Annotated in this window: 16 protein-coding genes, 1 pseudogene and 1 riboswitch; of the genes and pseudogenes, 9 read left to right on the plus strand and 8 right to left on the minus strand. The window is 71.2% G+C overall.

Annotated features, from left to right (window positions below; all coding sequences use genetic code 11):
- Positions 1-22: 22 nt before the first annotated feature.
- Positions 23-2,236 (minus strand): putative bifunctional diguanylate cyclase/phosphodiesterase, encoded by a 2,214-nt coding sequence (locus QFW80_RS11990; protein WP_280602190.1) that lies wholly within the window; start codon positions 2,234-2,236, stop codon positions 23-25.
- Between the two features lie 176 nt (positions 2,237-2,412).
- Here QFW80_RS11990 and QFW80_RS11995 point away from each other — a divergent pair, with 176 nt between their 5' ends.
- Together QFW80_RS11995 and QFW80_RS12000 are read left to right on the plus strand one after the other, a co-directional pair.
- Positions 2,413-2,946: a UPF0149 family protein gene (locus QFW80_RS11995; RefSeq protein WP_280602230.1), complete on the plus strand. Its 534-nt coding sequence runs from the start codon at positions 2,413-2,415 to the stop codon at positions 2,944-2,946.
- 14 nt (positions 2,947-2,960) lie between these two features.
- On the plus strand, positions 2,961-4,286 hold the full coding sequence (locus QFW80_RS12000; RefSeq protein WP_280602191.1) for an aminopeptidase P N-terminal domain-containing protein: 1,326 nt from the start codon (positions 2,961-2,963) through the stop codon (positions 4,284-4,286).
- A 136-nt stretch (positions 4,287-4,422) separates the two neighbouring features.
- Here the strand turns inward: QFW80_RS12000 and thrC are convergent, their stop codons facing one another.
- From thrC to thrA, 3 genes are all read right to left on the minus strand, one after another.
- Entirely contained in the window at positions 4,423-5,709 is a 1,287-nt protein-coding gene (gene thrC, locus QFW80_RS12005; RefSeq protein ID WP_280602192.1) for a threonine synthase, read from the minus strand.
- A gap of 98 nt (positions 5,710-5,807) precedes the next feature.
- Positions 5,808-6,749: a homoserine kinase gene (locus tag QFW80_RS12010; protein ID WP_280602193.1), complete on the minus strand. Its 942-nt coding sequence runs from the start codon at positions 6,747-6,749 to the stop codon at positions 5,808-5,810.
- Positions 6,746-9,304, minus strand: a complete 2,559-nt coding sequence (thrA, locus tag QFW80_RS12015) for a bifunctional aspartate kinase/homoserine dehydrogenase I (protein ID WP_280602194.1) — start codon at positions 9,302-9,304, stop codon at positions 6,746-6,748. The genes QFW80_RS12010 and thrA overlap by 4 nt, the downstream gene beginning before the upstream one ends.
- A gap of 690 nt (positions 9,305-9,994) precedes the next feature.
- A riboswitch (TPP riboswitch) is annotated at positions 9,995-10,105 on the plus strand.
- A 96-nt stretch (positions 10,106-10,201) separates the two neighbouring features.
- Between thrA and thiC the strand changes: the two genes are divergently transcribed.
- Both thiC and QFW80_RS12025 read left to right on the plus strand, forming a co-directional pair.
- Positions 10,202-12,079: a phosphomethylpyrimidine synthase ThiC gene (gene thiC, locus QFW80_RS12020; protein ID WP_280602195.1), complete on the plus strand. Its 1,878-nt coding sequence runs from the start codon at positions 10,202-10,204 to the stop codon at positions 12,077-12,079.
- 441 nt (positions 12,080-12,520) lie between these two features.
- Positions 12,521-13,114 carry a DUF4136 domain-containing protein gene (locus QFW80_RS12025; RefSeq protein ID WP_280602196.1) on the plus strand — a complete coding sequence of 198 codons (594 nt, stop codon included), beginning with the start codon at positions 12,521-12,523 and terminating at the stop codon, positions 13,112-13,114.
- Positions 13,115-13,166: 52 nt separating this feature from the next.
- Here the strand turns inward: QFW80_RS12025 and QFW80_RS12030 are convergent, their stop codons facing one another.
- Positions 13,167-13,547, minus strand: a complete 381-nt coding sequence (locus QFW80_RS12030; protein ID WP_280602197.1) for a hypothetical protein — start codon at positions 13,545-13,547, stop codon at positions 13,167-13,169.
- 427 nt (positions 13,548-13,974) lie between these two features.
- Between QFW80_RS12030 and QFW80_RS12035 the strand changes: the two genes are divergently transcribed.
- From QFW80_RS12035 to QFW80_RS12055, 5 genes are all read left to right on the plus strand, one after another.
- Positions 13,975-16,302 carry a winged helix-turn-helix domain-containing protein gene (locus tag QFW80_RS12035; protein ID WP_280602198.1) on the plus strand — a complete coding sequence of 776 codons (2,328 nt, stop codon included), beginning with the start codon at positions 13,975-13,977 and terminating at the stop codon, positions 16,300-16,302.
- A 159-nt stretch (positions 16,303-16,461) separates the two neighbouring features.
- Positions 16,462-17,394 (plus strand): helix-turn-helix transcriptional regulator, encoded by a 933-nt coding sequence (locus QFW80_RS12040; RefSeq protein ID WP_280602199.1) that lies wholly within the window; start codon positions 16,462-16,464, stop codon positions 17,392-17,394.
- A 48-nt stretch (positions 17,395-17,442) separates the two neighbouring features.
- Complete coding sequence (locus QFW80_RS12045) at positions 17,443-20,067, plus strand: TonB-dependent receptor plug domain-containing protein (RefSeq protein WP_280602200.1); 2,625 nt, start codon at positions 17,443-17,445, stop codon at positions 20,065-20,067.
- 362 nt (positions 20,068-20,429) lie between these two features.
- Positions 20,430-21,320 carry an RNA polymerase sigma factor RpoH gene (gene rpoH, locus QFW80_RS12050; RefSeq protein ID WP_280602201.1) on the plus strand — a complete coding sequence of 297 codons (891 nt, stop codon included), beginning with the start codon at positions 20,430-20,432 and terminating at the stop codon, positions 21,318-21,320.
- A 102-nt stretch (positions 21,321-21,422) separates the two neighbouring features.
- A complete protein-coding gene (locus tag QFW80_RS12055) occupies positions 21,423-22,586 on the plus strand; it encodes a helix-turn-helix domain-containing protein (protein ID WP_280602202.1) in 1,164 nt (387 codons plus the stop codon).
- A gap of 49 nt (positions 22,587-22,635) precedes the next feature.
- Here the strand turns inward: QFW80_RS12055 and QFW80_RS12060 are convergent.
- From QFW80_RS12060 to QFW80_RS12070, 3 genes and pseudogenes are all read right to left on the minus strand, one after another.
- A pseudogene (locus tag QFW80_RS12060) lies at positions 22,636-23,154 on the minus strand (DUF2306 domain-containing protein); the annotation flags it as partial.
- 146 nt (positions 23,155-23,300) lie between these two features.
- On the minus strand, positions 23,301-24,110 hold the full coding sequence (gene zupT, locus QFW80_RS12065) for a zinc transporter ZupT (protein WP_280602203.1): 810 nt from the start codon (positions 24,108-24,110) through the stop codon (positions 23,301-23,303).
- Positions 24,111-24,190: 80 nt separating this feature from the next.
- The coding region (locus QFW80_RS12070) for an NAD(P)/FAD-dependent oxidoreductase (RefSeq protein WP_280602204.1) at positions 24,191-25,403 on the minus strand (1,213 nt) is incomplete at its 5' end.

The raw sequence follows: 25,403 nt of genomic DNA on the forward strand, positions 1-25,403 counted from the left end.
ATAGGCAGCCGGCGGGGGGCGGTCAAGGCGCCGTGACGGGCCGGGTCGGGACGGCCTCGCGCGCGGGGCGCCAGTTGCGGATGAAGGCCAGGCAGGCATGGGCGTCGAGCGGCTGCGACAGCCAGAAGCCCTGCACCTCGTCGCACTGCTGCCCGCGCAGGAACCGGACCTGGGCCTCGGTCTCCACGCCCTCGGCGACCACGTTCAGGCCCAGGGAGTGGGCCATCGTGATCACGGTGCTGGTGATCGCGGCATCCTCCGGGTCGTGGGTCAGGTCACCGATGAAGGCCTTGTCGATCTTGATCGTGGTGATCGGCAGGCGCTTGAGATAGGCCAGCGAGGAATAGCCGGTGCCGAAATCGTCGATCGCCAGCGACACGCCCAGCTCCCGGAACGCCTGCAGCTTGGCCGCCGTGTGCTCGGCGTTGGCCATCAGCACGCTTTCGGTGAGTTCGAGTTCCAGCGCGCTCGGCGGCAGCGCGATGTCGGCCAGCACCCGGCTCACCACCTCCGGGAAATCGCCGCGCAGCAGCTGCAGCACCGACACGTTCACCGACACGGTGAGGTCGGTCAACCCGTGCTGGCGCCAGCGCTGCAGGGTCAGGCAGGCCTCGCGCAGCACCCACTCGCCGATCTCCAGGATCAGCCCGCTTTCCTCGGCCATCGGGATGAACTCGGCCGGCGGGATCTCGCCGTGCTCGTCGCTGTGCCAGCGCAGCAGCGCCTCGACCCCGGTGATCCGGCCTTCCGCCAGCGCCATCTGCGGCTGGAACACCAGCCGCAGCTCGCCGCGGTCGAGCACCTTGCGCAGCGCGCCGGAGATGGTGGCGCGCTGACGCACCACCACGTCCATCGCGTCGTCGTAGCGCATGAAGGTGCGCCGGCCCGCGGCCTTGGCCTGGTACATCGCGGTGTCGGCCTGCTTGAGCAGTTCGGTCGGCACGTGCGCGTGGTCGGGATACAGGCTGATGCCGATCGAGGGCGAGATCGCGATCTCGCGGCGGTCGTCGAGCAGCAGCGGCGCTTCGAACGCCATGATGATCTCGCGTGCGACGCGGTCGGCGTCCTCGGGCGTCTCGAGGTTCTCCAGCACCACGGTGAACTCGTCGCCGCCCAGGCGCGCGACCGTGTGATGCATGCCCACGGTCTGCTGCAGGCGCGCGGCGGCGGCGCGCAGGATGCGGTCGCCGGCGGCGTGGCCGAGCGAGTCGTTGACGTCCTTGAACCGGTCCAGGTCGAGGAACAGCACCGCGATCCGGTTGTCCTCGCGGTGCGCGCGCACGATCGCGCGCGACAGGCGCTCGGACAGCAGCGAGCGGTTGGGCAGGTTGGTCAGGGTGTCGAAGTTGGCCAGGTAGCGCAGTTCCTGCTCGGCGCGCTTCTGCTGGGTGATGTCGTTGAGCACCGCCACGTACAGGATCAGCTGGCCGTTCTTGTCGTAGACCGTGCTCGACTCGATCTGGCACAGGAACTCCTCGCCGTCCTTGCGCCGCTGCCAGATCTCGCCGTTCCAGCGCCCCTTGCGCCGGATCTGCTCGCGGATGTGCTGGTAGAAGGCGGCGTCGTGCTGGAGGCTGTCGAGGATGCTCGAGTTGCGGCCGATCACGTCCTCCTCGTCGTAGCCGGTCATGCGCAGGAACGCCGGGTTGACCGAGACGAAATCGAAGTTGCGGTCGATCACCGCCACCGCCTCGTTCATGCTGCGCAGCACTTCGCTGGAGATGCGCAGTTCGCGCTCGGCCGCGCGGGTGGAGGTGATGTTGAGCGCGGTGCCGGCGATGCGCTGGATGTGGCCCTTGGTGTCGCGCGCCACCGCGCGGCCGCGGGCCCGCATCCACACCCAGTCGCCGCGTGCGTTCGAGACCCGCAGCTCGGCCAGGAACGTGTCGGTGTGGCCGGCGATGTAGTCCTCCACCCGCTGCCGCACCATCGGCAGGTCGTCGGGATGGACAACGCCCTCCACGTCGCTGATCGCCTCGGCGAGTTCGTCCGACGGCGTCTCGCCCGATTCCAGCGCCAGGCGGTGCAGCTTGCCCGCGGCCACGTCGTAGGCCCAGTATCGTTCTCCGGTGGCCCACAGCGCCAGCTTCAGGCGTTCTTCCCGGTCGCGCAGGCGGTCGACGTACGAGCGTTCGCTCTGCCGGCGCCGCAGGATGATGAACGCGAGCGCGACCAGCAGTACCGACACGGCGGCCGCCGCGGCCAGCAACTGGAGGTCCTCCGAATTGGTCGGCACGCGGAGGTCCCCTGCGCTTCCGTTCATGGATGGTCGCGAGTGTAGGCGCCCGCGGCGCCCGGCGCCACGCCGCGTCGACGCCGCCGGGACATGCGGAGGCGCACGGTGGCATGCACTCGCGCGGGCGACGCTCTAGACTTGCCGCAGCGAAGGAGGAAACGCACGTGTCAGAAGCCATGCCGTCGTTGTCCGAGGTCGAAGCGGCCAGCCGTGAACGCGGGCTCGGCAGCGGCGCCTCCGAGCTGCACGGCGCGCTGTGCGGTTGGCTGGCCGGCGGCGGCGAGGGCGGGCCGGACTGGCCGGCGCGGGTGCTCGCCGACGAGGGACTGGCCGCGGTTGGCGCGGGCGACGTGCTCGACCGGTTGCGCGCCTCCACCGCGGCGCAGCTGGAGGATCGCGACTTCGGCTTCGAACTGCTGCTGCCCGATGCGGACGCGCCACTGGTCGAGCGCAGCGGCGCGCTGTTCGACTGGTGCCGCGGGTTCGTCGGTGCCTTCGGCCTGGCCGCGGGCGCGTCGCCGCCGCTGTCGGAAGAGGGCGCCGAGGCGCTGGCCGACCTGGTGCGCCTGTCCGCCGCCACCCCGGAAGACGACGGGGACCAGGAAGATGAGGAGGCGCTGGTCGAGATCGAGGAGTACGTGCGCGTCGCGGTGCTGCTGCTGCACGGCGACTGCGCGATGGGGCCGCGCCATCGCGGCCGCCTGAACTGACCGTGGCGCCCCCGATGCGCGCGACCACCGGGATCCCGGCCCAGGGCTATGCCCGGCGCCGCCGGCAGCTGATGCGGATGGCCGGCGAGGAGGCGATCCTGGTGCTGCCTTCGGCGCCCGAACGCGTGCGCAGCCGCGACACGCACTATCCGTACCGCCAGGATTCGGACCTGTGGTACCTGACCGGGTTCGCCGAGCCCGAGGCGGTGCTGGTGCTGGTGCCCGGGCGGCGACACGGCGAGGCGCTGCTGTTCTGCCGCGAGCGCGACCCCGAGCGCGAAGGCTGGGACGGCCCGCGCGCCGGGCCCGAGGGTGCGGTCGAGGGGTTCGGCATGGACGACGCCTATCCGATCGACGACCTGGACGAGATCCTGCCCGGCCTGCTCGAGGGGCGTACCCGGGTGTACTACCACTTCGGCCGCGACACCGAGTTCGACCTCAAGCTGATCGGCTGGCTCAACCGCGTCCGCGCGCAGGTGCGCATGGGCGCGCAGCCGCCGCACGAGTTCCTCGAACTGGGCCACCTGCTCGACGAGATGCGGCTGTTCAAGTCGCGCGACGAGCTGAAGCTGATGCGCCGCGCGGCGAAGATCAGCGTGCAGGCGCACGAAGCGGCGATGCGCGCCGCTCGCCCGGGCGTGTACGAATACGAACTGCAGGCCGAACTCGAGCGCGTGTTCCGCGCCGCCGATGCGCAGCCGGCCTACGAGAGCATCGTCGGCGCCGGCGCCAATGCCTGCGTGCTGCACTACCGCGCCAACCGCGGCCAGACGCGCGACGGCGACCTGGTGCTGATCGATGCCGGCGCCGAGTACCGCGGCTATGCAGCCGACATCACCCGCACGTTCCCCGCCAACGGCCGCTTCACCCGCGAGCAGCGGGCGCTGCACGACCTGGTCTGCGCCGCGCAGGCGGCGGCGCTGGCGCAGGCGCGCCCGGGCGTGGCCTACGAGGCGGGCCACCACGCCGCGGTGGAAACCCTGACCGAAGGCCTGCTCCGGCTCGGGCTGCTCAAGGGGCGGCTGGAAAAAGCCATCGCCGACGGGCAGTACAAGCGCTACTACCGGCACAAGACCGGCCACTGGCTCGGGCTCGACGTGCACGACGTCGGCGACTACCGCATCGACGGCGAGTCTCGCCTGCTGGAGCCGGGCATGGTGTTCACCATCGAGCCTGGCCTGTACGTGCCGGCGGACGACACCACGGTGCCGGCGAAGTGGCGCGGCATCGGCATCCGGATCGAGGACGATGTCGCGATCACCGCGGACGGGCACGAGGTGCTGACCGAGGGGCTGGCGCGCGACGCCGGGGAGATCGAGGCGTTCATGGCGGGACGCTGAGCGGGTACGGGATGTCCCGGCGCGACACCGGCGTCTCCGGACGCGGGGTGCGCTCGCCATGGTTGCGGGCAGGCGATGTCCGTCCGAGTCCCGGGTGCGCTCCACGTGCCCGGGCTGCGGGTGCGAAGCCCAGGGGTCAGCGTTCGAGCACGGTAAGCAGGGCGCGGTAATCGTTGTCCAGCGGCGTGGCGGACGCCGGTCTGGCGAGGCATTCGGCCAGGGCTGGCGGCGGCTGCACCGCATGCCCGACCAGCGGCTCGACGATGCTTTCGAACTTGGCCGGGTGCGCGGTGGCCACCACCGCCCACGGGCGCGTGTCGCCAGCCTCGCGCAGCGACTGCAGCACGTGCAGCGCGGTCGCGGTGTGCGGGCAGGGCACGATGCCGTGGCGCGACGGGGCGGCGCGGATCGTCTCGCGGATGGTGGCATCTTCCACGGACGTCGCCACGAACGCCGCGCGCAGGGCCGCATCGTCCGCGTGCCAGTGGCGCAGGCGTTCGAAGTTGCTGGGCGCGCCCACGTCCATCGCGTTGGCGAGCGTGGCGCGCGTGGGCCGGGCGGCGTAGCCGGCGCCGGCGAAGAACCGCGGCAGGGTGTCGTTGGCGTTGCAGGCCAGGCGGATCTCGCCGACTTGCGCGCCCATCGTGCGCGCCACGAACGCGGCGCTGGCGTTGCCGAGGTTGCCGGTGGGCACGATCAGGTTCAGCGGCCGCCCGTGCGCGGCGTGGAAGTGCGCGGCGGCGTGCGCGTAGTACGCCGCCTGCGGCAGCAGCCGGCCGAGGCTGATGCTGTTGGCCGAGCCCAGCGGCACGCGCGCGCGCAGCGCCTCGTCCGACAGCGCCTGCTTGGCCAGCCGCTGGCAGTCGTCGAAGCTGCCCTCGACCCGGAACGCCGAAACGTTGTCGCCCCAGCAGCCCAGCCCGTGCGCCTGTCGCGGCGAGACCTTGCCGTCCGGATACAGGATCACGACCCGGAAGCCCGGCCGGCCGTGAAACGCGGCGGCGACCGCGGCGCCGGTGTCGCCGGAGGTGGCGACCACGATCGTCGTCGGCGGCGCGGCGGGATCGCGCAGCGACTCCAGCGCCAGCGCGAGGAAACGCGCGGCGTAGTCCTTGAATGCGGCGGTGGGGCCGTGGAACAGCTCGAGCACGTGGTCGCCATTGCCCGCCAGCGGTCGCAGCGGGGCATCGAACGCGAACGCCTCGGCGCAGATTTCCGCGAGGCGGTCGCGCAGGGCGGAGTCCTCGAAATACGGCGCAAGCGTCCGGGTCGCGGTGGCCGCGAGCGCATCGCACGGCGTCCCGAATTCGACGCGCGGCAGGCGCTCGGGCACGTACAGCCCGCCGTCGGGCGCGAGGCCCGCGACCAGGGCGGTGTCGATCGGGGTCGGCGGAACCTGTCCTCGGGTGCTGATGAACTGCATCGGTGTCTCGGAACGGAAACGGAATCGGATCGCCGCTGGCGTGGCGGGAGGGATGCCCGGTCAGGACAGGGCGAAGTGGCATGCGGTGCGCCGCCGGCTCACGACGCCAGGTCGAGCACCTCGGCGCGCGCCGCGTCCACTGGCGTCACATAGGCCTGCGCCCGGATCCCCGCGTCCACGAACGCGCCCTGCATCGCCGGCGCCGCGGCCTCGGCCGCGGCGCGCGAGTCGAACCAGGCGAACACGCTGGGGCCGCCGCCGGAGATGCTGGCGCCCAGCGCGTCGTGCGCGAGCGCGGCCGCCTTGACCTGCGCGAAGCCGGGGATCAGCGGCGCGCGCCGCGGCTCCACCAGCACGTCGTGCAGTCCGTCGCGGATCAGCCCGCGGTCGCCGCGCTGCAGCCCGAGCAGGAACTGCGCCAGGTGCGCGGTCTGCGCGACCACTTCCGCCAGCGGATACGGCTCGGCCAGCACCGCGCGCGAGCGCCGGGTCTCGAGCACCTGGTCGGGATGCACCACCACCGCGTGCAGCCAGGCCGGTACCTCGATCCGCAGCGCGCGCGTGGCCGTCGCCAGCGCCACGCCGCCGAGCAGCATCGGCGCCACGTTGTCGCCATGGCGGCTCCCACTGGCGATCGCTTCACCGGCCAGTGCGCATTCGTACAGCGCCTCGCGCGTCAGCGGCGCGTCGAGCAGCGCGTTCGCCGCCACCAGGGCGGCCACGCACGAGGCCGCCGATCCGCCGAGTCCCGAGCCCAGCGGGATGCCCTTGCGCAGCTCCAGCGCGAAGCCGAACGGCGCCCCCACTGTCTCGCGCAGTGCGAGCAGGGCGCCGCCCGCGGTGTTGCGCTCCGCATCCAGGGGCAGGGCGTCCACGCCGGCGATGTCGCCGGTGATCGCGTCGATGCGCACAGTCTGTTCTTCGATCCGGCGCACGGTGGCCACGTCGCGCGGCCCCTCGACGGCGTGTCCGAGCAGGTCGAAGCCGACCCCGATATTGCCCACGCTCGCGGGCGCGAAGGCGGTGGCGGCGCGGATCATGCGTGCAGGCCGATGCCGTCGCTGAGCGAATGCGCGATCGCGAGGATATCGCCGAACACGCCGGCCGCGGTCACCTGCGGGCCGGCGCCCGGGCCCTGCACCACCAGCGGATTGCTGGCGTAGCGCGCGGTGGTGAACTGCACCAGGTTGTCGGTCAGCCGGGTGTGGCGGCAGGCGTGGTCGGGCGGCAGCGCCGCCACGCCCACGCGCGCGCCGTGCTCGCGCGAGAGGTGGGCGATGTGCCGCAGCGCCAAGCCGTCCGCCTGGGCGGCGGCCAGGCGCGCCTGCATCGGTGCATCGAGTTCTTCCAGCCGGTCGAGGAACTCGTCGCGCGGCACGCCGCGCAGCGCCTCGGGCACCAGGTTCTCCACGTCGACGTCGTCGAGCGACAGCTCGCGTCCCGCTTCGCGCGCCAGGATCACCAGCTTGCGCGCCACGTCCAGCCCGGAGAGGTCGTCGCGCGGGTCCGGTTCGGTATAGCCGAGCTCGCGCGCCTGCCGCACGAGGGCGGAGAACGGGCGGCTGCCGTCGAAACTGTTGAACAGCCACGCCAGCGTGCCCGAGAGCATGCCGTCGATGGCCTCGATCTCGTCGCCGGTGTCGAGCAGGTTGCGCAGGGTGCTGATCACCGGCAGGCCCGCGCCCACGGTGGCCTCGTACATGAAGCGCGCGCCGCCGCGCTGCGCCTCGCGGATGGCCACGTAGCGCTCCCATCCGCCGCTGCCGGCGTGCTTGCTCGGTGTCACCACGTGGATGCCGGCCGCGAGCCACTCCGGATAGCGGCGCGCCACCGCCTCGCTGCCGCTGCAGTCGACGATCAGCGCGTGCGGCAGGTGTTCGGCGCGGATGTGCGCGGCGAAGGCGTCGACGTCGAACGAGGGCGTGCTCATGTCGGCCAGGCGCGTGGTGGCCTCGTCGGGATGGATCGCGAAATGGTCCAGCGCCATGTAGCCGCTGTTGGCGATGCCGCGCAGGCGCAGGTCGACCCGGGAGCTGGCGCGCAGCCGCGGCAGCACCGCCGCCATCTGCGAGAGCAGTTCGCGGCCGACTTGGCCCGGGCCGATCAGGCCGATCGAGACCGTCTGCGGCGACAGCCAGAACGCCGAATGCGCCGCGCGCAGCGCGCGGGTGGCATCGGCATCGGCGATCGCGACCGAGATGTTGCGCTCGCTCGCGCCCTGGGCGATGGCGCGGATGTTCACCCGCGCCTGCGCCAGCGCCGCGAACAGGCGCGCGGCCACGCCCGGGATCCCGACCATGCCGTCGCCGACCGCGGCCAGGATGGAGATGTCGCGGGTCACGCTGACGCCCTGGGTCTGGGTGTCGGCGATGGCCTCGGCGAACGCCGATTCCACCGCGGCGCGCGCGCGGTCGACCTGGCCGGCGCGCACCACGCAGCAGATCGAGTGCTCGGACGAGCCCTGCGAGATCATCACCACCGACACGCCCGCGCGGTGCAGCGCCGCGAACAGGCGCTCGGCCGCGCCGGGCACGCCGACCATGCCGTTGCCGGCCAGCTCCAGCACCGCCATGTCGCGGACGATGGTGAGGCCCTTCACCGGCGAGAGTTCGGCGTCGCCCGCCGGGTTCTCGGCCAGGATCCAGGTGCCGGGCGCGGACGGGTTGAGCGTGTTGCGGATGCACAGCGGGATCGCGCGCGACTGCACCGGCGCCATCGTCTGCGGGTGCAGCACCTTGGCGCCGAAGTACGCCAGTTCGCAGGCCTCGGCGTAGGACATCGTCGGCAGCACCATGGCATCGGGCACCAGCCGCGGGTCGGCCGAAAGCACGCCGTCGACGTCGGTCCAGATCAGCAGTTCGTCGGCGTCGAACAGGTTGGCGAAGATCGCGGCGGAATAGTCGCTGCCGTTGCGCCCGAGGGTGGTGCTGCGGCCGTCGGCGTCGCGCGCGACGAAGCCGGTGATCACCACGCGCGACGGCCGGCGGCGCGCGCGCCAGTCGGCGAAGCGTTCGCGCGAGGCATCCCAGTCGACGCCCACGCCCATCTCGCCCGGGTGCACCACCAGCACGTCGCGCGCATCCAGGCGCTGCCAGCCCGCGGCCTCGCCGCCGAGCGCGGCCTGCACCAGGCGCGAGGACACCAGTTCGCCCAGCCCGTGCACCTGCGCCACCAGCGGCGCGAGGTCGCCGGTGGCGGAGGCGAGCGCGAGCAGGTCGTCGCGCAGGCCGTCGAAGTCGCGGCCGAGGGCGTCGCGCAGGCCGTGCCGCGCATCGGGATCGAGCGTGTCGGCGGTGGCGAGGTGGCGCTCGCGCAACGCCGACCAGTCCGCGCTCCAGTCCTGGCCGGAGGCGGCCTGTTCCGCCATCGCCACCAGTGCGTTGGTGGTGCCGGCCATCGCCGAAACGACCACGGCGCGGATGTCGGCGCCGTCGTCCACCAGCGGCGCCAGCGCGGCGATGCGGGCGGCGTCGGCGACGCTGCTGCCGCCGAACTTGTGCACGCGGGTCAGCGCCGCCGGGCGCAGCGCCTGCAGCACGGCGGAGGCGGGAGACGCGGCGGCCTCGTCGAGGGTCTGGGAAGGCGCGGACGACATGGGAAGCTCCGGTTGGGGCTCCGCGTCCGACGAGGGGGGAGGCCGTGCGGCCCGCACCCGAGTCGGGTGCGGAGCGGCGTGTTCGATCAGTCCTGCACGCGCGTCCGCACCCCGGCCCCAATGGTGCCGGTGGTGGTAATCGTCGCAATCGCAACCGTCCGCGCGCGGAACACGGCGGTGCGGGGGGCGGCGAAGGTGCGGACGGGCGACATGGCCGCCATGAATACCGGACGTTGGTGCGGCGCGTCAAGACACGGTTTTGCTTGCATCGGGAACCATCGCGACGGGCTCCTCTGCGCGTGGCAGGGGTAAGCGAAGCGCACCCGCGGCTCCGCTGAGCAGGAGGTCGACGACGCCATCGCCGCCTCGCCATCCATCACCTGGGTCGACAACGTGTCCCCGGGATCTGCCGCATGCTCTCTGTGGGACCACGCGCCAAGCGTCACGCGGGAGCGAGGGCCAGCTGCGTTCGATGCCCGCCGCGGGCGGCATCCCGACCGAGCGCATGCGCGATTCGATGCATCGATCCGTCGCAGGGACCGGGCGTCGACCCCAAGCTGGCGCAGCGATCATGTCCTCCGCCGCGAGTGGAGGGCGTGATGCGCCGGCCCACGGCGCGCCAGTGGGATGCGGACGCCGCGTGTCCGACCGCGTGCGACTGGCGCCAGGCGCACGGGCGCGTTCTAATAAGCCTCGAAGCGGGGGTACCCGCCGCGGGCCACGGCCGGGCGGCGGGTTGAGACAGTCCCTTGGAACCTGATCCGGTTGAGACCGGCGTAGGGAAGCTTCGCAGGATGCGCCCGATGGCCGGCACGACCATGCTGCCGTGCGCGTCCCGCGCCTTCGCTTCGTTCGCGGCCTGCGAATCCCTCGCGGCCGGCCCACCGGACGATGCCGATGAACGCAGTGCCCGCTTCGCTGATCCAGCAGACCGACCAGCTCTCCGACGCCGTCACCCGGCCCATCCCCGGCTCGCGCAAGATCTTCGTCGAGGGTTCGCGCGCGGACGTGCGGGTGCCGATGCGCGAGATCCTGCTCGCGCGCACGCCGACGCTGTTCGGCGGCGAAGAGAACCCGCCCGTCACCGTCTACGACACCTCCGGCCCGTACACCGATCCCGATGCGCGCATCGACCTGTCGGCCGGCCTGCCCGCCGTGCGCGCGCGCTGGATCGAGGCGCGCGGCGACACCGAGCGGCTCGACGGGCTGAGCTCGGCGTTCGGGCGTAGCCGCGAACACGATGCGCGTCTCGACGCCGTGCGCTTCCCGCAGCGCGCGCTGCCGCGCCGCGCACGCGCCGGCGCCAACGTCACCCAGATGCACTACGCGCGCCGCGGCATCGTGACGCCCGAAATGGAATTCGTGGCGATCCGCGAAACCCAGCGGCTGGAGTCGGTGCGCGACGCGGCGCTGCGCGCGCAGCACCCTGGCGAATCCTTCGGAGCCAGCCTGCCGGCGCGGATCACGCCCGAGTTCGTGCGCGACGAGATCGCCCGCGGCCGCGCGATCCTGCCCAACAACATCAACCACCCGGAAAGCGAGCCGATGGTCATCGGCCGCAACTTCCTGACCAAGATCAACGCCAACATCGGCAACAGCGCGGTCTCGTCCGGCATCGCGGAGGAAGTCGAGAAGCTGGTCTGGGCGATTCGCTGGGGCGGCGACACGGTGATGGACCTGTCCACCGGCAAGCACATCCACGAGACCCGCGAGTGGATCGTGCGCAACTCGCCGGTGCCGATCGGCACCGTGCCGATCTACCAGGCGCTGGAGAAGGTCGACGGCCGCGCCGAGGAGCTGACCTGGGAGATCTTCCGCGACACGCTGGTCGAGCAGGCCGAGCAGGGCGTGGACTACTTCACCATCCATGCCGGCGTGTTGCTGCGCTACGTGCCGCTGACCGCCAAGCGCGTCACCGGTATCGTCTCGCGCGGCGGCTCGATCCTGGCCAAGTGGTGCCTGGCGCACCACCGCGAGAACTTCCTCTACACCCACTTCGAGGACATCTGCGAGATCATGAAGGCCTACGACGTGGCCTTCTCGCTGGGCGACGGGTTGCGCCCGGGCTGCATCGCCGACGCCAACGACGCGGCGCAGTTCGGCGAGCTCGAAACGCTGGGCGAACTGACCAAGATCGCGTGGAAGCACGACGTGCAGACCATGATCGAAGGCCCCGGCCACGTGCCGATGCAGCTGATCAAGGAGAACATGGACAAGCAGCTGGCCGAATGCGGCGAGGCGCCGTTCTACACGCTCGGACCGCTGACGACCGACATCGCGCCGGGTTACGACCACATCACCTCGGCGATCGGCGCGGCGATGATCGGCTGGTACGGCACCGCGATGCTCTGCTACGTCACCCCGAAGGAGCACCTGGGCCTGCCCAACCGCGAGGACGTGCGCGACGGCATCATGGCGTACAAGATCGCGGCCCACGCGGCCGACCTGGCCAAGGGCCATCCCGGGGCCCAGGTGCGTGACAACGCGCTGTCGAAGGCGCGCTTCGAGTTCCGCTGGGAAGACCAGTTCCACCTCGGCCTGGATCCGGAGAAGGCCAAGGCCTTCCACGACGAGACCCTGCCCAAGGACGCGCACAAGCTGGCCCACTTCTGCTCCATGTGCGGCCCGCACTTCTGCTCGATGAAGATCACCCAGGACGTGCGCGACTACGCGGCCGAGCACGGGGTGGACGCGCAGGTGGCCCTGGATGCCGGCATGGCGGAGAAGGCGGCCCAGTTCCGCGAGCAGGGCGCGGAGGTCTACCGGCCAGGCTGACCGCCGGGCGCGGGACGGCCACTGGAGAGGGCTTCGGCGCGTCCTTCCGGCTGTTCGCCACTGGCCGGTACGGCCGGCCGCACCGGCCGGCGACCGCCCGGGTGCCTGGTGGCCCGGCCCAGCGCGACCGGGCGCTGTGGGAAGGACGCCACCCCAAAAAAAAGGCGCCGCGAGCGGCGCCAGGGTTCGATCGGAGAGAGAGAGCCGATGCGATGGGACGTGGATCTGTGGGCGACAGTGTGCCGAGTGGCGGTTGAAGGCGATGTGCAGCGACCGACATCCGGTGTTGCTGAACCCGGCGGTTCGGCGCGTGGCGGTCGGTGCGCCTGGCGGTCCGGCCGCCGCCGTCCCCCGGCGTGGTCGCCGGGCGCGTGCCGGGGCATTCACTCCGTGTAGCGGGGCGCGTGCTAGCGTTCCGCGCATCCGTCAGGAGGAGTCGCCATGAGAACGTTCCGCGTCGCCGCGTGGGTCCTGGGGCTGGCGGCCATCGCCCTGCTCGCGGGCTGTGCCACCGGTCCCCGCATCACCACCGAGGCCGATCCCGAGGCCAATTTCGCCAGCTACCGGACCTTCGGTTTCTACTCGCCGCTGGCGATCGAGAAGGAAGGCTACAGCTCGGCCGCCAGCGAGCGCATGAAGGCCGCCGCCCGCGCGCAGATGGAAGCGCGCGGCTACGTGTTCACCACCGAGCGCCCGGACCTGTGGCTGAACATCAACGCCTATACCCAGCAGCGCACCGACGTCACCTCGATGCCGAGCGTGGATTACGCGTACTACTACAGCTACCGCGCCCGCGGCTACTACGTGGTGCCGTACTGGCGCGACCGCACCGACGTGTACCGCTACACCGAGGGCACGCTCAACGTCGACCTGGTCGATGTCGAGCGCAACCGCCTGGTGTGGGAAGGCATCGCCGTGGGCCGCGTGTCGCGCGAGAAGGATCCCGCCAAGCGTGATGCGCGCATCAACGACACGATGGCCGAGATCTTCGCCCAGTACCCGTATCGCGCCGGCTCGGTGCCCGCTCCGCAGTAGCGCATCCCGGCGACGCCCGGCCCGCCTCGCGCGGGCCGGGTCCGTTCTGCGATCAGCGCCGGTTGCGGCGCGCCTGCCGGGCGTATTCGTCGGCTTCGATCGTCTCGACCGACTGGACCGCGCAGCTGGCATTGCGGGCGCGGACGGCACTCCCCTCCGGGCACAGCTGGTTGTCCTGGCCGCCGGTTTCGATCCGGATCGCCGAACTGCGGGCGATCGCGTCGCAGTGGCTGCGGAAGCCGACGCGGTAGTGCGCATCGCCGTCCTTGAGCAGGATCTGCTGGTTGCCGGCCACGCGCGTGCCCTGGTGCTGGGGCGACAGCGTGACGCAGCTGGCGAGCGCAGCGGATTCCTTGGCCTCCGCCGCCATCAGCGGCGTGGCGAGCAGCAGCGCCGCGAACACGGCGGCGCAGGTGGAAGTGACGGTCTTCATGTCGATGTCCTCGTGTCGTGGGGTCGTGACCACGAGCGCAGGCTACGCATCGCCGCGACGCGCCGAATCTGCCTGAAGTGCCCGTGACGTGCGTCAGGCGTTCGCGCCAGATGCGGCAAGGTGTCCGATGCGCTGTGGAATGCGCCCGGGCGCTGCGTCCCCACGCGCCTGCAACTGGTTGCAGATGTGCCCGATTCCATCGCGTGCGGTCGTCGGTTCTGATGCAACCATCCGGCCTTCGCGCGCATCGCAGGTCCGCACGATCGCAGTCCCAGACCAATGACACATGCGCGGCCTCTCCGCGGGTGCGAGGCTGCGCGGAGACTGGGCGGGCGCCGCCGACCCGGAGCCGGAACACGGGCATGCAAGACGACTCCCCCACATCGCACTCGCGCACCGCTCGCTGCGTCCGTCGCCCGCCGGGCGCATGATCGCCGCGCCTGCCCCGTGGCTTCGCCTGCTGGAGTGCGAGGTCGACACGGTACGCCGCGTGGTCGCACGCGCGGACGGCACGTCGTTGCGGGTCACGATCAAGGCGATGCAGGTGCTGCTGGTGCTGGCCGAACGGCGCGGCAGCGTGGTGTCGCGCGAGGCGCTGCTCGAACGGGTCTGGCCACACACCATGCCGACCGACGACGTGGTCACCCAGGCGGTGGCGCAGCTGCGCAAGGCCTTCGGCGACGATCGCGACGCGCCGCGCTACATCGAGACCATCGCCAAGGCCGGCTATCGGCTGCTGCCGCAGGTCGAGTGGGACGAGGCGGGACCGCCCAGTGCCGTGGCGGGGGGGAACCAGGACGCGACGTCGCTGTCGGTTCCATCGCCGCCGGCGACTCCTGCGCCCGGACCGGAGTCCACGCGGACGTCGGCGTCGCACGGCGAGGTCACTCCGGGGATCGACGCGGCGCTGGCCCTTCCGCCCGCCGCCGGCCTCCGCCCTGCCGATGCGGCGCCCGCCGCGCGCGCAACGATGTCGCCTGCAGCCTGGCTGCTCCTGGGCCTGGCGGTCGCGCTGATGGCCGCGCTCGCGCTGCTGGCCGGCCGCAGGCCGGCGGACGCGAGCGCCGTTGCCGGGATGCAGGCTGCGCCGGAGGGACTGGCACAGGTGTCCTACCGCGCCATCACCTCCACGCCGGGGCAGGAACGGATGCCCGCGCTGTCGCCCGATGGCACCCGGGTCGCCTTCACCCAGGCAGGACGGGAAGGCGAGGGCGGAACGCTGATGCTGCAGGCAGTGGACACGGTCGCGACCCGCGTCCTCGTGCCGCCCGAGGCCGGGCACTCGGACGTGATGCCGGCCTGGTCGCCCGACGGTGCGCGCATCGCGTTCGTGCGCGTCTCGCCGCAGGGCTGCCGGATCATGCTGGTCGACGCGAACGGCGGACCGGCGCATGAGGCGGCCCCGTGCCTGCGCGGGGCGTATTCGATGTACGACTGGACTCCCGATGGCACCGCGCTGGTGATGGGCGGCATGCGCGTGGACGGCGAAGCGAGCGCGCCGCTGCAGCGGCTCGACCTCGCCACCGGGCGATGGCGACCGATGGCCTACGGCATCGCCGCCGGCGACGTGGACCTGGTGCCACGCCATTCCCCGGATGGCCGCTGGCTCGGATTCCGTCGCAACCTCTCGCTCGCCGACCTGTGGCTGATGCCGGCCGCGGGCGGCACGCCGCGGCGGCTGACGACCCTGCGGGGCGACATCCGCGGCTGGGACTGGCTGCCGGACGGCAGCGGCCTGGTCTTCAGCCACGTGACCGGGGACGCCAGCCTGTACCTGTACCGGCTCGCGGACGGGTCGATCCACCCGCTACCGTCGCTGCCGACGGGCAACGCCGTGCACCCGGACCTGGCGGCGCGCGCCTGGCAGATGGTGTTCGAGATCGACCAGTCGCGCAGCGGCGTGTTCCGCGTGCGGCTCGATGCGCCGGATGCCGGCGATGCGCCCGAACCGGTGTTCGCCTCCAGCGGCGTGGACATGCTGCCGGCGATCTCGCCCGACGGCCGCACCCTGGCGTTCGTGTCCGACCGCACGCTGTCGGTGCAGCTGTGGCTGGGCGAGGTCGACAGGCCCGGCTCGCTGCGGGCGGTCGAAGGCCTGCGTCCGGTGCCGCGGCACCCGCCGGCCTGGTCGGAGGACGGACGCACGCTGCTGATGCTCGGCAAGACCGGCGCCGGCGATCGCGTGTTCGAGGTGGAAGTGGCGAGTGGCCGCGTGCGGACCGTGGACGTGCCCGGCGCCAGCCCGGTGTTCGCCGCCTACGGCGCGCGGCCCGGCGAACTGCTGGTGGGGGTGGACGGCGGCCAGGGACGGATCCGGCTGGTGCTGTACGCGCGCGACGGCTGGCGCGCGCTGGCGTCGCTGGATGATGTCGCCGTCGCGCGCTACGACCCGGTCGGCAATCGCGTCTACTTCACCCGCCCCTCGCGGGCCGGGTTGTGGCGCGCCGGACCCGCACTGGAGGACGTGGCCCCGGTCAGCGACGTGTTCCCGGCCCCGCAGCACTATCGCCACTGGGGCGTGTTCCAGGGGCAGGTGCATTACAACGGCCCCGCAGAAGGGTGCGCGACGACCTGGCAGCCTTTGCCCGGAACGGCGGCGGCGACGCGATGCCTCTCGCGCGACAGTCTGGCGATCGCGGGCTCGCCCAGCGTCGATGCCGCGGGACGCTGGCTCTACCTCGGCCTGCCGATGGCGCAGAACATCGACATCGGATGGAGCGCATTGCCGCGCGGCTTCGCACCGGCGCCGGACTGAAGCGCACCCCTGCCGGACGTCATGCCCTCCGGCGGCGAAATGGCGTGCGACCCATGACTTTCGGATGCGCGACGGCGCAATCTCGGCAAGATTTCGGCGTTCGTTCCTGAGTTTCAGGCCCGAATGCGTCAAACAGGTGGCCAGGTTTCCACATCGGAGATGGCCATGCAGGGATACACGTTCTGGAGCGACCGCGGCGGCGCGCTCGAGATCCAGCCGCGCGCGGGCGAGGAGGAATCGCCCGCGTTGCTGCTGCTCAGCCGCGGCGGCAGCGTGGTGGTCTCGGCGCCCGCGGCCACGGTCTGGCTGGTGCTGCGCGGCAGCGCCGAGGTCGAATGTCGCGAAGGCCGGTTCCCGCTTGCGCGCGGCGGATGGCTCTCGCTGGAGCGCGATGCGCGGCCCACCGTCTACGCCGGCGGCGATGCGGTGCTGGTGGGGGTCGCGATGACCGCCGACATGCAGGCGCAACTGCACCAGTCGGCGCAGGTCGTGCTGTTCCCGGGAATGGGAACCGCCACCCGAGGGGCACGCCTGGACGCGCTGCGGTTGTGGCGGCGCTGCGCGCGCTTCGCGCGCAACGACATCCGCGCCGTCGACATGGACCGCCACCGGATCGGCCAGGTGCTGCGCCTGCTGGCGGCGCAGCAGGCGGACTACCGTTCCATGGTCGACCGCTGCCCGGGGCGCTCGTTGCGGCGCAAGCGCCAGGTCTTCTGCCGCATGCAGCGCGCCTGGCTGCACCTCGAAGGGCACATGGAACGGCCGGTGCGCATCACCGAACTGGCCGGCCTGAGCAACGTCTCGGTCTGGTACTTCACCAAGACCTTCCATGCGCTCTACGGCGAAGGTCCGCAGGCGGCATCGGCACGCCTGCGCCTGGCGCGCGCGGCGCAGCTGCTGCGGCGCACGCGGCTTTCGGTGAGCGAGGTGGGCGCGGCCTGCGGCTTCGAGAACAACTGCAGCTTCTCGCGCGCGTTCAGGGCCCAGCACGGCATGCCGCCATCGCTGTACCGGTTGGCCGATGGCGGACGGACAAGCGGCGCAAACGCTTCCGACATCGGGCGCCAAGCGAACGCGGGGTGGGCTCCGTAACGTCATCGGTGCGTTTAACGCACCCATAACGATTACTTGGAGAGACCCATGACATCTGCCTTCCGGCTGCCGCACTGCCGGCTCGCGGCGCTGGCGATCGGCATCGCCGCCGCATTGCCGGCGCTGCCGGCCATCGCCCAGGACGCCCCCGACACCGACACCCAGACCCTCGACCGCATCCAGGTGACCGGTTCGCGCATCTCGCGCGCCGACATCGAGGGCGCGGTGCCGGTGACGGTGATCGACCGCGCCACCATCGACGCCAGCGGCAAGACCTCGGTCTCCGACCTGCTGCGCGACACCACGTTCTCCTCGTTCGGCAACTTCCGCCCGCAGTCGGGCAGTTCCGCGCAGGCGGTGTCCGACGTCGACCTGCGCGGTATCGGTTCGGACCGCACCCTGGTGCTGATCGACGGCCGTCGCGCGCCGTACGCACCCTCGACCGGCACCAACGCCGACCTCAACACGATCCCGCTGGCCGCGGTGGAGCGCATCGAGATCCTGTCCGACGGCGCCTCGGCGCTGTACGGCTCCGACGCGATCGGCGGCGTGGTCAACATCATCCTGCGCAAGGACTACGACGGCGCCGAGCTGCGCTACGGCCGCGGCTCGCCCAAGGTCGACGGCGGCGATACCGAGGAGGCGTCGGTGGTGTTCGGCACCTCGTCCGACCGCGGCAGCCTGCTGCTGGGCGCCTCGATGAACTCGCGCGACATGGTGTTCACCCGCGCCCAGATCGGCGGCGACGTGCGCGGCGGCTCGATCTACGGCAACAACTTCTACTTCGAGAGCGAGACCGACCCGGGCGAGGAGGGCGCCGCCGGCGGCGCGCTGCCGGGCTACGCCTGCGACGATCCCAACTTCTGGCGCAACGGCGCCAACTGCGTGTTCGACTTCAACGCCGTGGCCGCGAACGAGGCCTCGGTGAAGAACAAGTCGCTGTTCGCGCGCGGCACCTGGCAGATCAACGACGACCTGTCGATCTACAGTTCCGCCAGCTACAGCGCCGCCGACAGCTTCGGCCGCTATGCGCCCACCCCAGGCGTGCTGTTCGTCGCCGAGGGCACCCCGAACGATCCGGTGCCGGGCGACGGGCTGGGCGCGTTCATCTACCACCGCTATGCCGCGGCCGGCAACCGCGACAACTTCGTCGACAACAACGTGCTCGACTTCAACCTCGGGTTCCAGTGGCAGGCGACCGACCGCCTGTTCGTCGACTTCGGCCTGCGCCGCAGCGACGCCACCTTCAAGGAAACCGGGCGCGGCTACATCGTCACCCCGCTGGCCGAGGCGGCCGCGGCCGACGGCTCGTACAACCTGTTCGACCCGTTCGGCAATTCCGAGGAGGTGATCAAGGGCTTCACCGCCACCATCGGCCGCGACGGCTTCTACGACATCGAGGAGCTGTACGCCAACGCCACGCTCGACCTGTTCGAGATGGGCGGCGGCACCTCGGTGGTGGCCTTCGGCGCCGAGTACCGCGACGAAGACTATGCCGACATCTACGACTCGCTGTCGGAGGCGGGCGTGGTTGCCGGCTCCTCGGGCAATTCGTCCGCCGGCCAGCGCGAGGTGTACGCGGCCTACGCCGAATGGCTGTTCCCGGTCGTGGACAGCTTCGACTTCACCCTGGCCGCGCGCTACGACCGCTACAGCGACTACGGCAGCGACCTCTCGCCCAAGGTCTCGGTGCGCTGGCAGCCGCTGGAGAATCTGACCTTCCGCGCCTCGGCCGGCGAGGGCTTCCGGGCGCCGCCGCTGACCTACATCTATTCCGAGCGCGCGTTCTCGGCCGAACAGGTGCAGGACTACCGCACCTGCCTGTCGATCGGCTTCACCTCGGCGCAGTGCGGCGGCGACGCCAACGGCGACAGCGTCGCCGACGGCCCCGAGGACGAGGACGTGGTGTCCTACCAGATCGACAGCTACTCCAGCGGCAACGTCAACCTGGAGTCGGAGAACTCGCGCCAGTACAGCATCGGCGTGGCCTGGGACGCGACCGACTGGCTCAACCTCACCCTCGACTACTACAGCGTCGAGATCGAGGACCGCATCCGCCTGATCGAGTACCAGGAGCTGGTGAACTTCGACAATGCCGGGATCGCGCTGCCGCCGGGCACCTCGGTCCTGCGCCGCAGCAACGGCTCGGTGCGCGAGATCAACACCGCCTACGCCAACGAGGGCGACCTGGAGACCAGCGGCATCGACGCCAACCTGCGCACCCGGTTCGACTTCGACGCCGCCGGGCGGCTGGAAACGTGGCTGCAGGTCTCGCGCGTACTGGACTTCACCGTCACCGACGGCGAGACGGTCAAGGACCGCCTGGGCTGGGTGACCTCGCCCGACACCCGCGCCAGCCTGCGCAACACGTGGTCGCTGGGCGGGTTCACCGCCAACTGGAACGTCAACTACATCGGCGACCAGGAGAACCCGGGCACGGTGCCGGCATTCGGCTTCCTGGCCGGCGGCGCGAACACCCGCATCGGCAGCTACACCACCCACGACCTGTCGGCGAGCTACGAGATGCCATGGAGTGCCACCGTCACCCTCGGCGTCAACAACGCGGGCGACAAGTACCCCGAGCTGGTCGGCTACGACAACCGGCCGTGGAACTTCTACCTGTACGACGCCTACGGCCGCACGGTGTACTTCCGCTACGCGCAGAAGTTCTGAGCGCAGCCGAAGCGAGGAGGGCGGGGCCGGCCCGCCCTCCTCCCTCGGGTCCTGCGTCGTGGGCCACGGGCCGCGCGCCTGCCGGGAGGTCCGAACCCCCGGGGGCCGCGTCCCGCCCGCAAGCCGGGCCCACTGGTCGTCGGCGGCCACGGAACTCCCGTGTCCCGGCGGGGTCCATATTGGAGCCCGCAGTGCGGCGCTGGCCGATCCGGACGAATGAATTCGTAAGTCGATGATCGGAAAGGTTGTTTCGGCGCCATTTACTTTCCTGTCTGGAATCCAGAGATCGTTCCATCGCTGGAATGCTGGGGAACTTTCCGTCGTCTTAGCAGTCATACAAGTCGACTGCTAGACTCCCCTACATGAAGACCCCCATGACCCACGCCCTCGTTGCCAACAACCTGCCGGTTCCCGCCTTTTCCGGGCTGACTCCGCTCGGTTCGCTGGAAGCCTACATCGGTGCGGTCCACCAGATTCCCGTGCTCTCGGTCGAGGACGAGCAGGCGCTCGCGCGCCGCTACCGCGACGACGAGGACCTCGACGCCGCGCGTGAACTGGTGCATTCGCACCTGCGCTTCGTGGTGCACGTCGCCCGCGGCTACAGCGGCTACGGGCTGCAGCTCGGCGACTTGATCCAGGAAGGCAACATCGGCCTGATGAAGGCGGTCAAGCGCTTCGATCCCGACATCGGCGTGCGCCTGGTGAGCTTCGCGGTGCACTGGATCCGCGCCGAGATGCACGAGTTCATCCTCAAAAACTGGCGCATCGTGAAGGTCGCCACGACCAAGGCGCAGCGCAAGCTCTTCTTCAACCTGCGCAAGAGCAAGACCCGCCTGGGCTGGCTCAACGCCGAGGAAGTGCGCGCGGTGGCCGCCGACCTCAACGTGTCTGAGCGCGAGGTGCTGGAGATGGAGTCGCGCCTGTCCGGTCGCGACATCGGCTTCGACGCCCCGTCCGACGAGGACGACGACCATGCGCCGCCGTCGCCGTCGGCGTACCTGATCGCGCACGACGAGGATCCGGCGCAGGCCTACGAACGCAGCGACAGCGCCGACAACCGGCTCGAGCTGCTGCGCGAGGGCATGGCGCGCCTGGACGTGCGGTCGCGCGACATCATCAAGCGCCGCTGGCTCGATCCGGAGGCGAAGGTGACGCTGCAGGAACTGGCCGACGAGTACGGCGTGTCCGCCGAGCGCATCCGCCAGGTCGAAGCCAACGCGCTGAAGAAGATGAAGGCGCTGTTCGCGGCCTAGATCCGGTTCCGCGACTGACCGAATAAGCCCGGCTCCGGCCGGGCTTATTCGTTTACGGGGCGCGCGCGTTTATCCTGCAATGCCGCCACCGGCTTCGGGTCGATGACAGTCTGGGTGATCCTGTACTGGATCGGCGCCGCGCAGGCGGCGATGCTCGCATCCGCGCTGTGGCGCGCCCGCGCGAACGCGCACGCGAACCGCGTGCTGTCGGTGTGGCTGGCGATCGTGGCCGCCGATCTCGCGGTCAAGGCGGGATACATGCACTCCGCGACGAACGCGCTGGGCGATGCGTACCGGGTCGCGCGGCTGCTACCGCTGCTGTATGCGCCGATGTTCTTCGTGTACGTGCGCGTGCTGACCTTGGGCCTGAGGCCCCGCCCGGCCGAGCTCGCACACGGTGTCTGGTTCGGACTGGCGCTGGCGTGGGCCGGCGCACGCTGGTGGAGCGATGCGCCCCTGCCGGTGGCTGGTTCGTGGGATGCACCCTGGTTCGATCCGCTGCTCTACCTGGTCGCTTTTGCGTATCTCGCGGCCGCGTTCCGCTGCGCCGCCCGGCATCGTCGCCAGCTCCGGGCGCACCGCTCCGACGCCGACCGGCTGTCGCTGCGCTGGCTCACGGCGATGGCAACGGGTCAGTTCGTGATCTGGGCCATCGCGTTGGTGCAGTGGCTGGTGGATGTGCCCCACCTGGACTATTTCCTGATCTACGGCGCGGTCGCGGCCTGGGTCTGCGTGATCGGCTGGTTCAGCCTGTCCCAGCCGCCCGTGGCGACGACGGCGGAGACCGATCCCGTTGCGGACCCGTCGCTGGACCCGTCGCCGGGCGACGATGGTCTTGCCGGCGACGCGCGCGTCGACGATGTCGAGGCGCGGCTGTCTGAGCTGATGTCGCGCGAGCGCCTGTACCGCGAGCCCGCGCTGACGATCGCCCAGCTCGCACGGCGCAGCGGGTATCCCGAGTACCTGGTGTCGGCCGTGATCAACCGCCGCCTGGGGGGCAATTTCTGGGAATACGTGAACCGCCATCGGATCGAGGCGGTCCGCGCCAGCCTGTCGGATCCGGCCGAATCGCGCGCGATCCTCGAGCTCGCCTACGACGCGGGATTCACCTCCAAGTCCACCTTCAACACCGCGTTCAAGCGCCTGGTCGGCGAGACGCCCAGCGCGTTCCGGCGTCGGCACGCGGAACCGCAACCGGGGCGGGGTAAGGCGCCGGACGGCGACCGCGCGACACGGCCAGCCAGCCCGCGCACGCGGCCAGATTGAACATCCAACTCACCCAGGACACCGTCACGTACACGGGCGTGAACGGCCATTCCATCACCCCCGTGCCCACGCCCAGCATCACCCGGAACGTGATCGCACCGGTGGTCAGGGCGATGCTGTAGGCCATCCAGGTGCGGTGGCGGGGAAGGTCGCGCCGGATCGCCAGCCGGAGGCCGTTCGCGGTGATGCCGAGCCACAGCAGTGCGAGCGCGGAAAACCCCGCCCGGCTCACCCAGCCGCCATGGGCCTCCTGGGCCATGGACAGGCCGGACACGCCGCCGACCAGGATCGCCACCGCGGACGCCCGGCCGCAGACGCGGTGGATCATCGGCCACCGCCGGCGGATGCCCCGGCTCAGCTGGACCGGCACCAGCAGCAGCGCGAGCCCGGCGCCGAAGAAGTGCGCGGGCACGTCCCAGCCGGCGACGGCGAAGCGGGCCGCGAACGGATCGCCCTCGCGCACGGGCATGAGCAGGAAGAAGAACGCGTAGGCGGCCACCAGCACGCACGCCAGCGAGAACAGGGCCTGGGTCGATCGCACCAGCAGGGTCGTGGCTTGCAGCCGCATGCGCTTGCTCCATCGGGTGGGGATGGAGGCAGCATCGGCAGTTCGCGCGCCGCGGTCGTCGCAGCCGGGCGGACCGGACGTCCGCGACGTTCGATCCGGCGGGTTCGCACGTGCGCGTCAGGCCGGGGAGCGGGCCCCGGCGGCCATCACCACTTGAACAGCACCAGGCTGATCGCGAGCGCGGCCATGCCGGTGACCAGGCCGTAGACGGTCTCGTGGCCCTTGGCGTAGCGCTTGGCCGCCGGCAGCAGTTCGTCCAGCGCCAGGAAGACCATCACGCCGGCGATGAAGCCGAACACGCCGCCGAACACCGCGTCCGACAGGTACGGCCGCAGCAGCACGTAGCCGATGATCGCGCCCACCGGTTCGGCCAGCCCCGACAGCAGGCAGGCGATGAAGGCGTAGGCCTTGTTGTGGGTGGCGAAGTAGACCGGCACCGCGATCGCGATGCCCTCGGGAATGTTGTGGATCGCGATCGCGAGCGCCAGCGGCATGCCCACGCCGGGGTTCTCGAGCGTGGCGAAGAACGTCGCCAGCCCTTCCGGGAAGTTGTGCGCGGTGATCGCGATCGCGGTCAGCAGGCCCACGCGCCTGACGTAGTCGCGGTTGTGCTGGCGGAAGTAGGGATCGTCGACCTCGAGCCGCTCGTGCGGGTTGGGTACGAGCCGGTCGATGGTGACGATCAGCAGCACGCCGGCGAGGAACGACAGCGTGCCCCAGGTGAACCCGAGCCGGTCGCCGTAGGCCAAGGTGTAGGACGCGACAGACTTGTTGAGGATCTCGGCCAGCGAGACGTAGACCATCGCGCCGCCGGCGAACGCCAGGCCGAAGGCCAGCAGCCGCGCGTTGGGCTTCTTCGACGCGAACACCAGCAGGCTGCCCAGGCCCGTCGCCAGTCCCGCCCCGGTGGTCACCGCCAGTGCGATCAGCAGGTTCTGCAGCGGGATCTCGGTCATGCGGCGGGCGTTCCGGGGGACGCGCCATCCTATCCGAAGGACGGCGCGCGAAGACGCACGCGACGACGCCGGATGGATCGTTACTGTGTATCGGGACGATCGTCGCCGCCGAGGATGATCCGCGCCGCGCGCTGGTGGGTCCAGTACGCCACCGACCAGTTGAGCAGCACCACGCTGCGGTTGCGGAAGCCGATCAGGAAGAACAGGTGCGCGACCAGCCAGAACCACCAGGCAAGCATGCCCGAGAAGCGCCAGGCGCCGAGGTCGACCACCGCGGCCATGCGGCCGATGGTGGCGAGGTTGCCGAAGTCGCGATAGCGGAATGGCGCGCCTTCGCCCGGCTGCCCCGCGATGCGCTCGCGGATCATGCGCGCGACGTGGCGGCCCATCTGCTTGGCGGCCGGCGCGACCCCGGGCACGGGTCGGCCGTCGGCGCGGTCGATCGCCGCCAGGTCGCCGGCGACGAAGATCTCCGGATGTCCGGGTACCGACAGGTCGGGACGCACCCGCACGCGCCCGGCGCGGTCGAGCGGCACGTCGAGGCAGCGGCCCAGCGGCGAGGCCGACACGCCCGCGGCCCAGACGATGGTCCGGGCCGGCATGAATGTGCCGTCGCGGCGATAGCCCTCGGCGGTGATCTCCTCCACCGCCGCGCCGGTCTGGACCTCGACGCCCAGCGCTTCCAGCTGCCGGCGCGCCTTCTCCGACAGGTCCTCGGGGAAGGAGGACAGCACCCGCGGCCCGGCCTCGATCAGGCGCACCTTCGCGCGCGCCGGATCGATCCTGCGGAATTCGCCTCCGAGCGTGTGGCGCGCGATCTCCGCCAGCGTTCCCGCCAGTTCGACGCCGGTCGGTCCGCCGCCGATGATGGCGAAGCTGAGCCAGGCGTCGCGGTCGTCGGGATCGGTGGCCGCCTCGGCGCGCTCGAACGCGAGCAGCAGCTTGCGCCGCAGGTCGAGCGCATCGTCGAGGGTCTTCAGCCCCGGCGCATGCGCGGCCCACTCGTCGTGGCCGAAGTAGGCGTGCCCGGCGCCGCTGGCGAGCAGCAGGTAGTCGTAGCCGAGTCGACGGGAGCCGTCGGCATGATCGAGTTCGATCTCGCGCGCATCGGCGTGCACGCGCGTGACGGTCGCCATCTGCACCTCGACATTGCGCTGCCGCTGCAGGATCTGGCGCAGCGGCGCGGCGATGTCGGGCGCGGACAGGCCGGCCGTCGCCACCTGGTAGAGCAGCGGCTGGAACAGGTGGTGGTTGCCGCGGTCGACCAGGGTGATGCGGACCGGCGCGCGCCTG

Source organism: Luteimonas rhizosphaericola, assembly GCF_029888045.1.
In the GTDB taxonomy this organism is placed as follows: Bacteria; Pseudomonadota; Gammaproteobacteria; order Xanthomonadales; family Xanthomonadaceae; genus Luteimonas; species Luteimonas rhizosphaericola.

Excerpts from the sequence above, each read along its gene's own strand:
- QFW80_RS11995 (WP_280602230.1), top strand. The coding sequence starts at position 2,413 with ATGCCGTCGTTGTCCGAGGTCGAAGCGGCCAGCCGTGAACGCGGGCTC.
- QFW80_RS12000 (WP_280602191.1), top strand. The coding sequence starts at position 2,961 with ATGCGCGCGACCACCGGGATCCCGGCCCAGGGCTATGCCCGGCGCCGC.
- thrC (WP_280602192.1), bottom strand. The coding sequence starts at position 5,709 with ATGCAGTTCATCAGCACCCGAGGACAGGTTCCGCCGACCCCGATCGAC.
- QFW80_RS12010 (WP_280602193.1), bottom strand. The coding sequence starts at position 6,749 with ATGATCCGCGCCGCCACCGCCTTCGCGCCCGCGAGCGTGGGCAATATC.
- thrA (WP_280602194.1), bottom strand. The coding sequence starts at position 9,304 with ATGTCGTCCGCGCCTTCCCAGACCCTCGACGAGGCCGCCGCGTCTCCC.
- thiC (WP_280602195.1), top strand. The coding sequence starts at position 10,202 with ATGAACGCAGTGCCCGCTTCGCTGATCCAGCAGACCGACCAGCTCTCC.
- QFW80_RS12025 (WP_280602196.1), top strand. The coding sequence starts at position 12,521 with ATGAGAACGTTCCGCGTCGCCGCGTGGGTCCTGGGGCTGGCGGCCATC.
- QFW80_RS12030 (WP_280602197.1), bottom strand. The coding sequence starts at position 13,547 with ATGAAGACCGTCACTTCCACCTGCGCCGCCGTGTTCGCGGCGCTGCTG.
- QFW80_RS12035 (WP_280602198.1), top strand. The coding sequence starts at position 13,975 with ATGATCGCCGCGCCTGCCCCGTGGCTTCGCCTGCTGGAGTGCGAGGTC.
- QFW80_RS12040 (WP_280602199.1), top strand. The coding sequence starts at position 16,462 with ATGGCCATGCAGGGATACACGTTCTGGAGCGACCGCGGCGGCGCGCTC.
- QFW80_RS12045 (WP_280602200.1), top strand. The coding sequence starts at position 17,443 with ATGACATCTGCCTTCCGGCTGCCGCACTGCCGGCTCGCGGCGCTGGCG.
- rpoH (WP_280602201.1), top strand. The coding sequence starts at position 20,430 with ATGAAGACCCCCATGACCCACGCCCTCGTTGCCAACAACCTGCCGGTT.
- QFW80_RS12055 (WP_280602202.1), top strand. The coding sequence starts at position 21,423 with ATGACAGTCTGGGTGATCCTGTACTGGATCGGCGCCGCGCAGGCGGCG.
- zupT (WP_280602203.1), bottom strand. The coding sequence starts at position 24,110 with ATGACCGAGATCCCGCTGCAGAACCTGCTGATCGCACTGGCGGTGACC.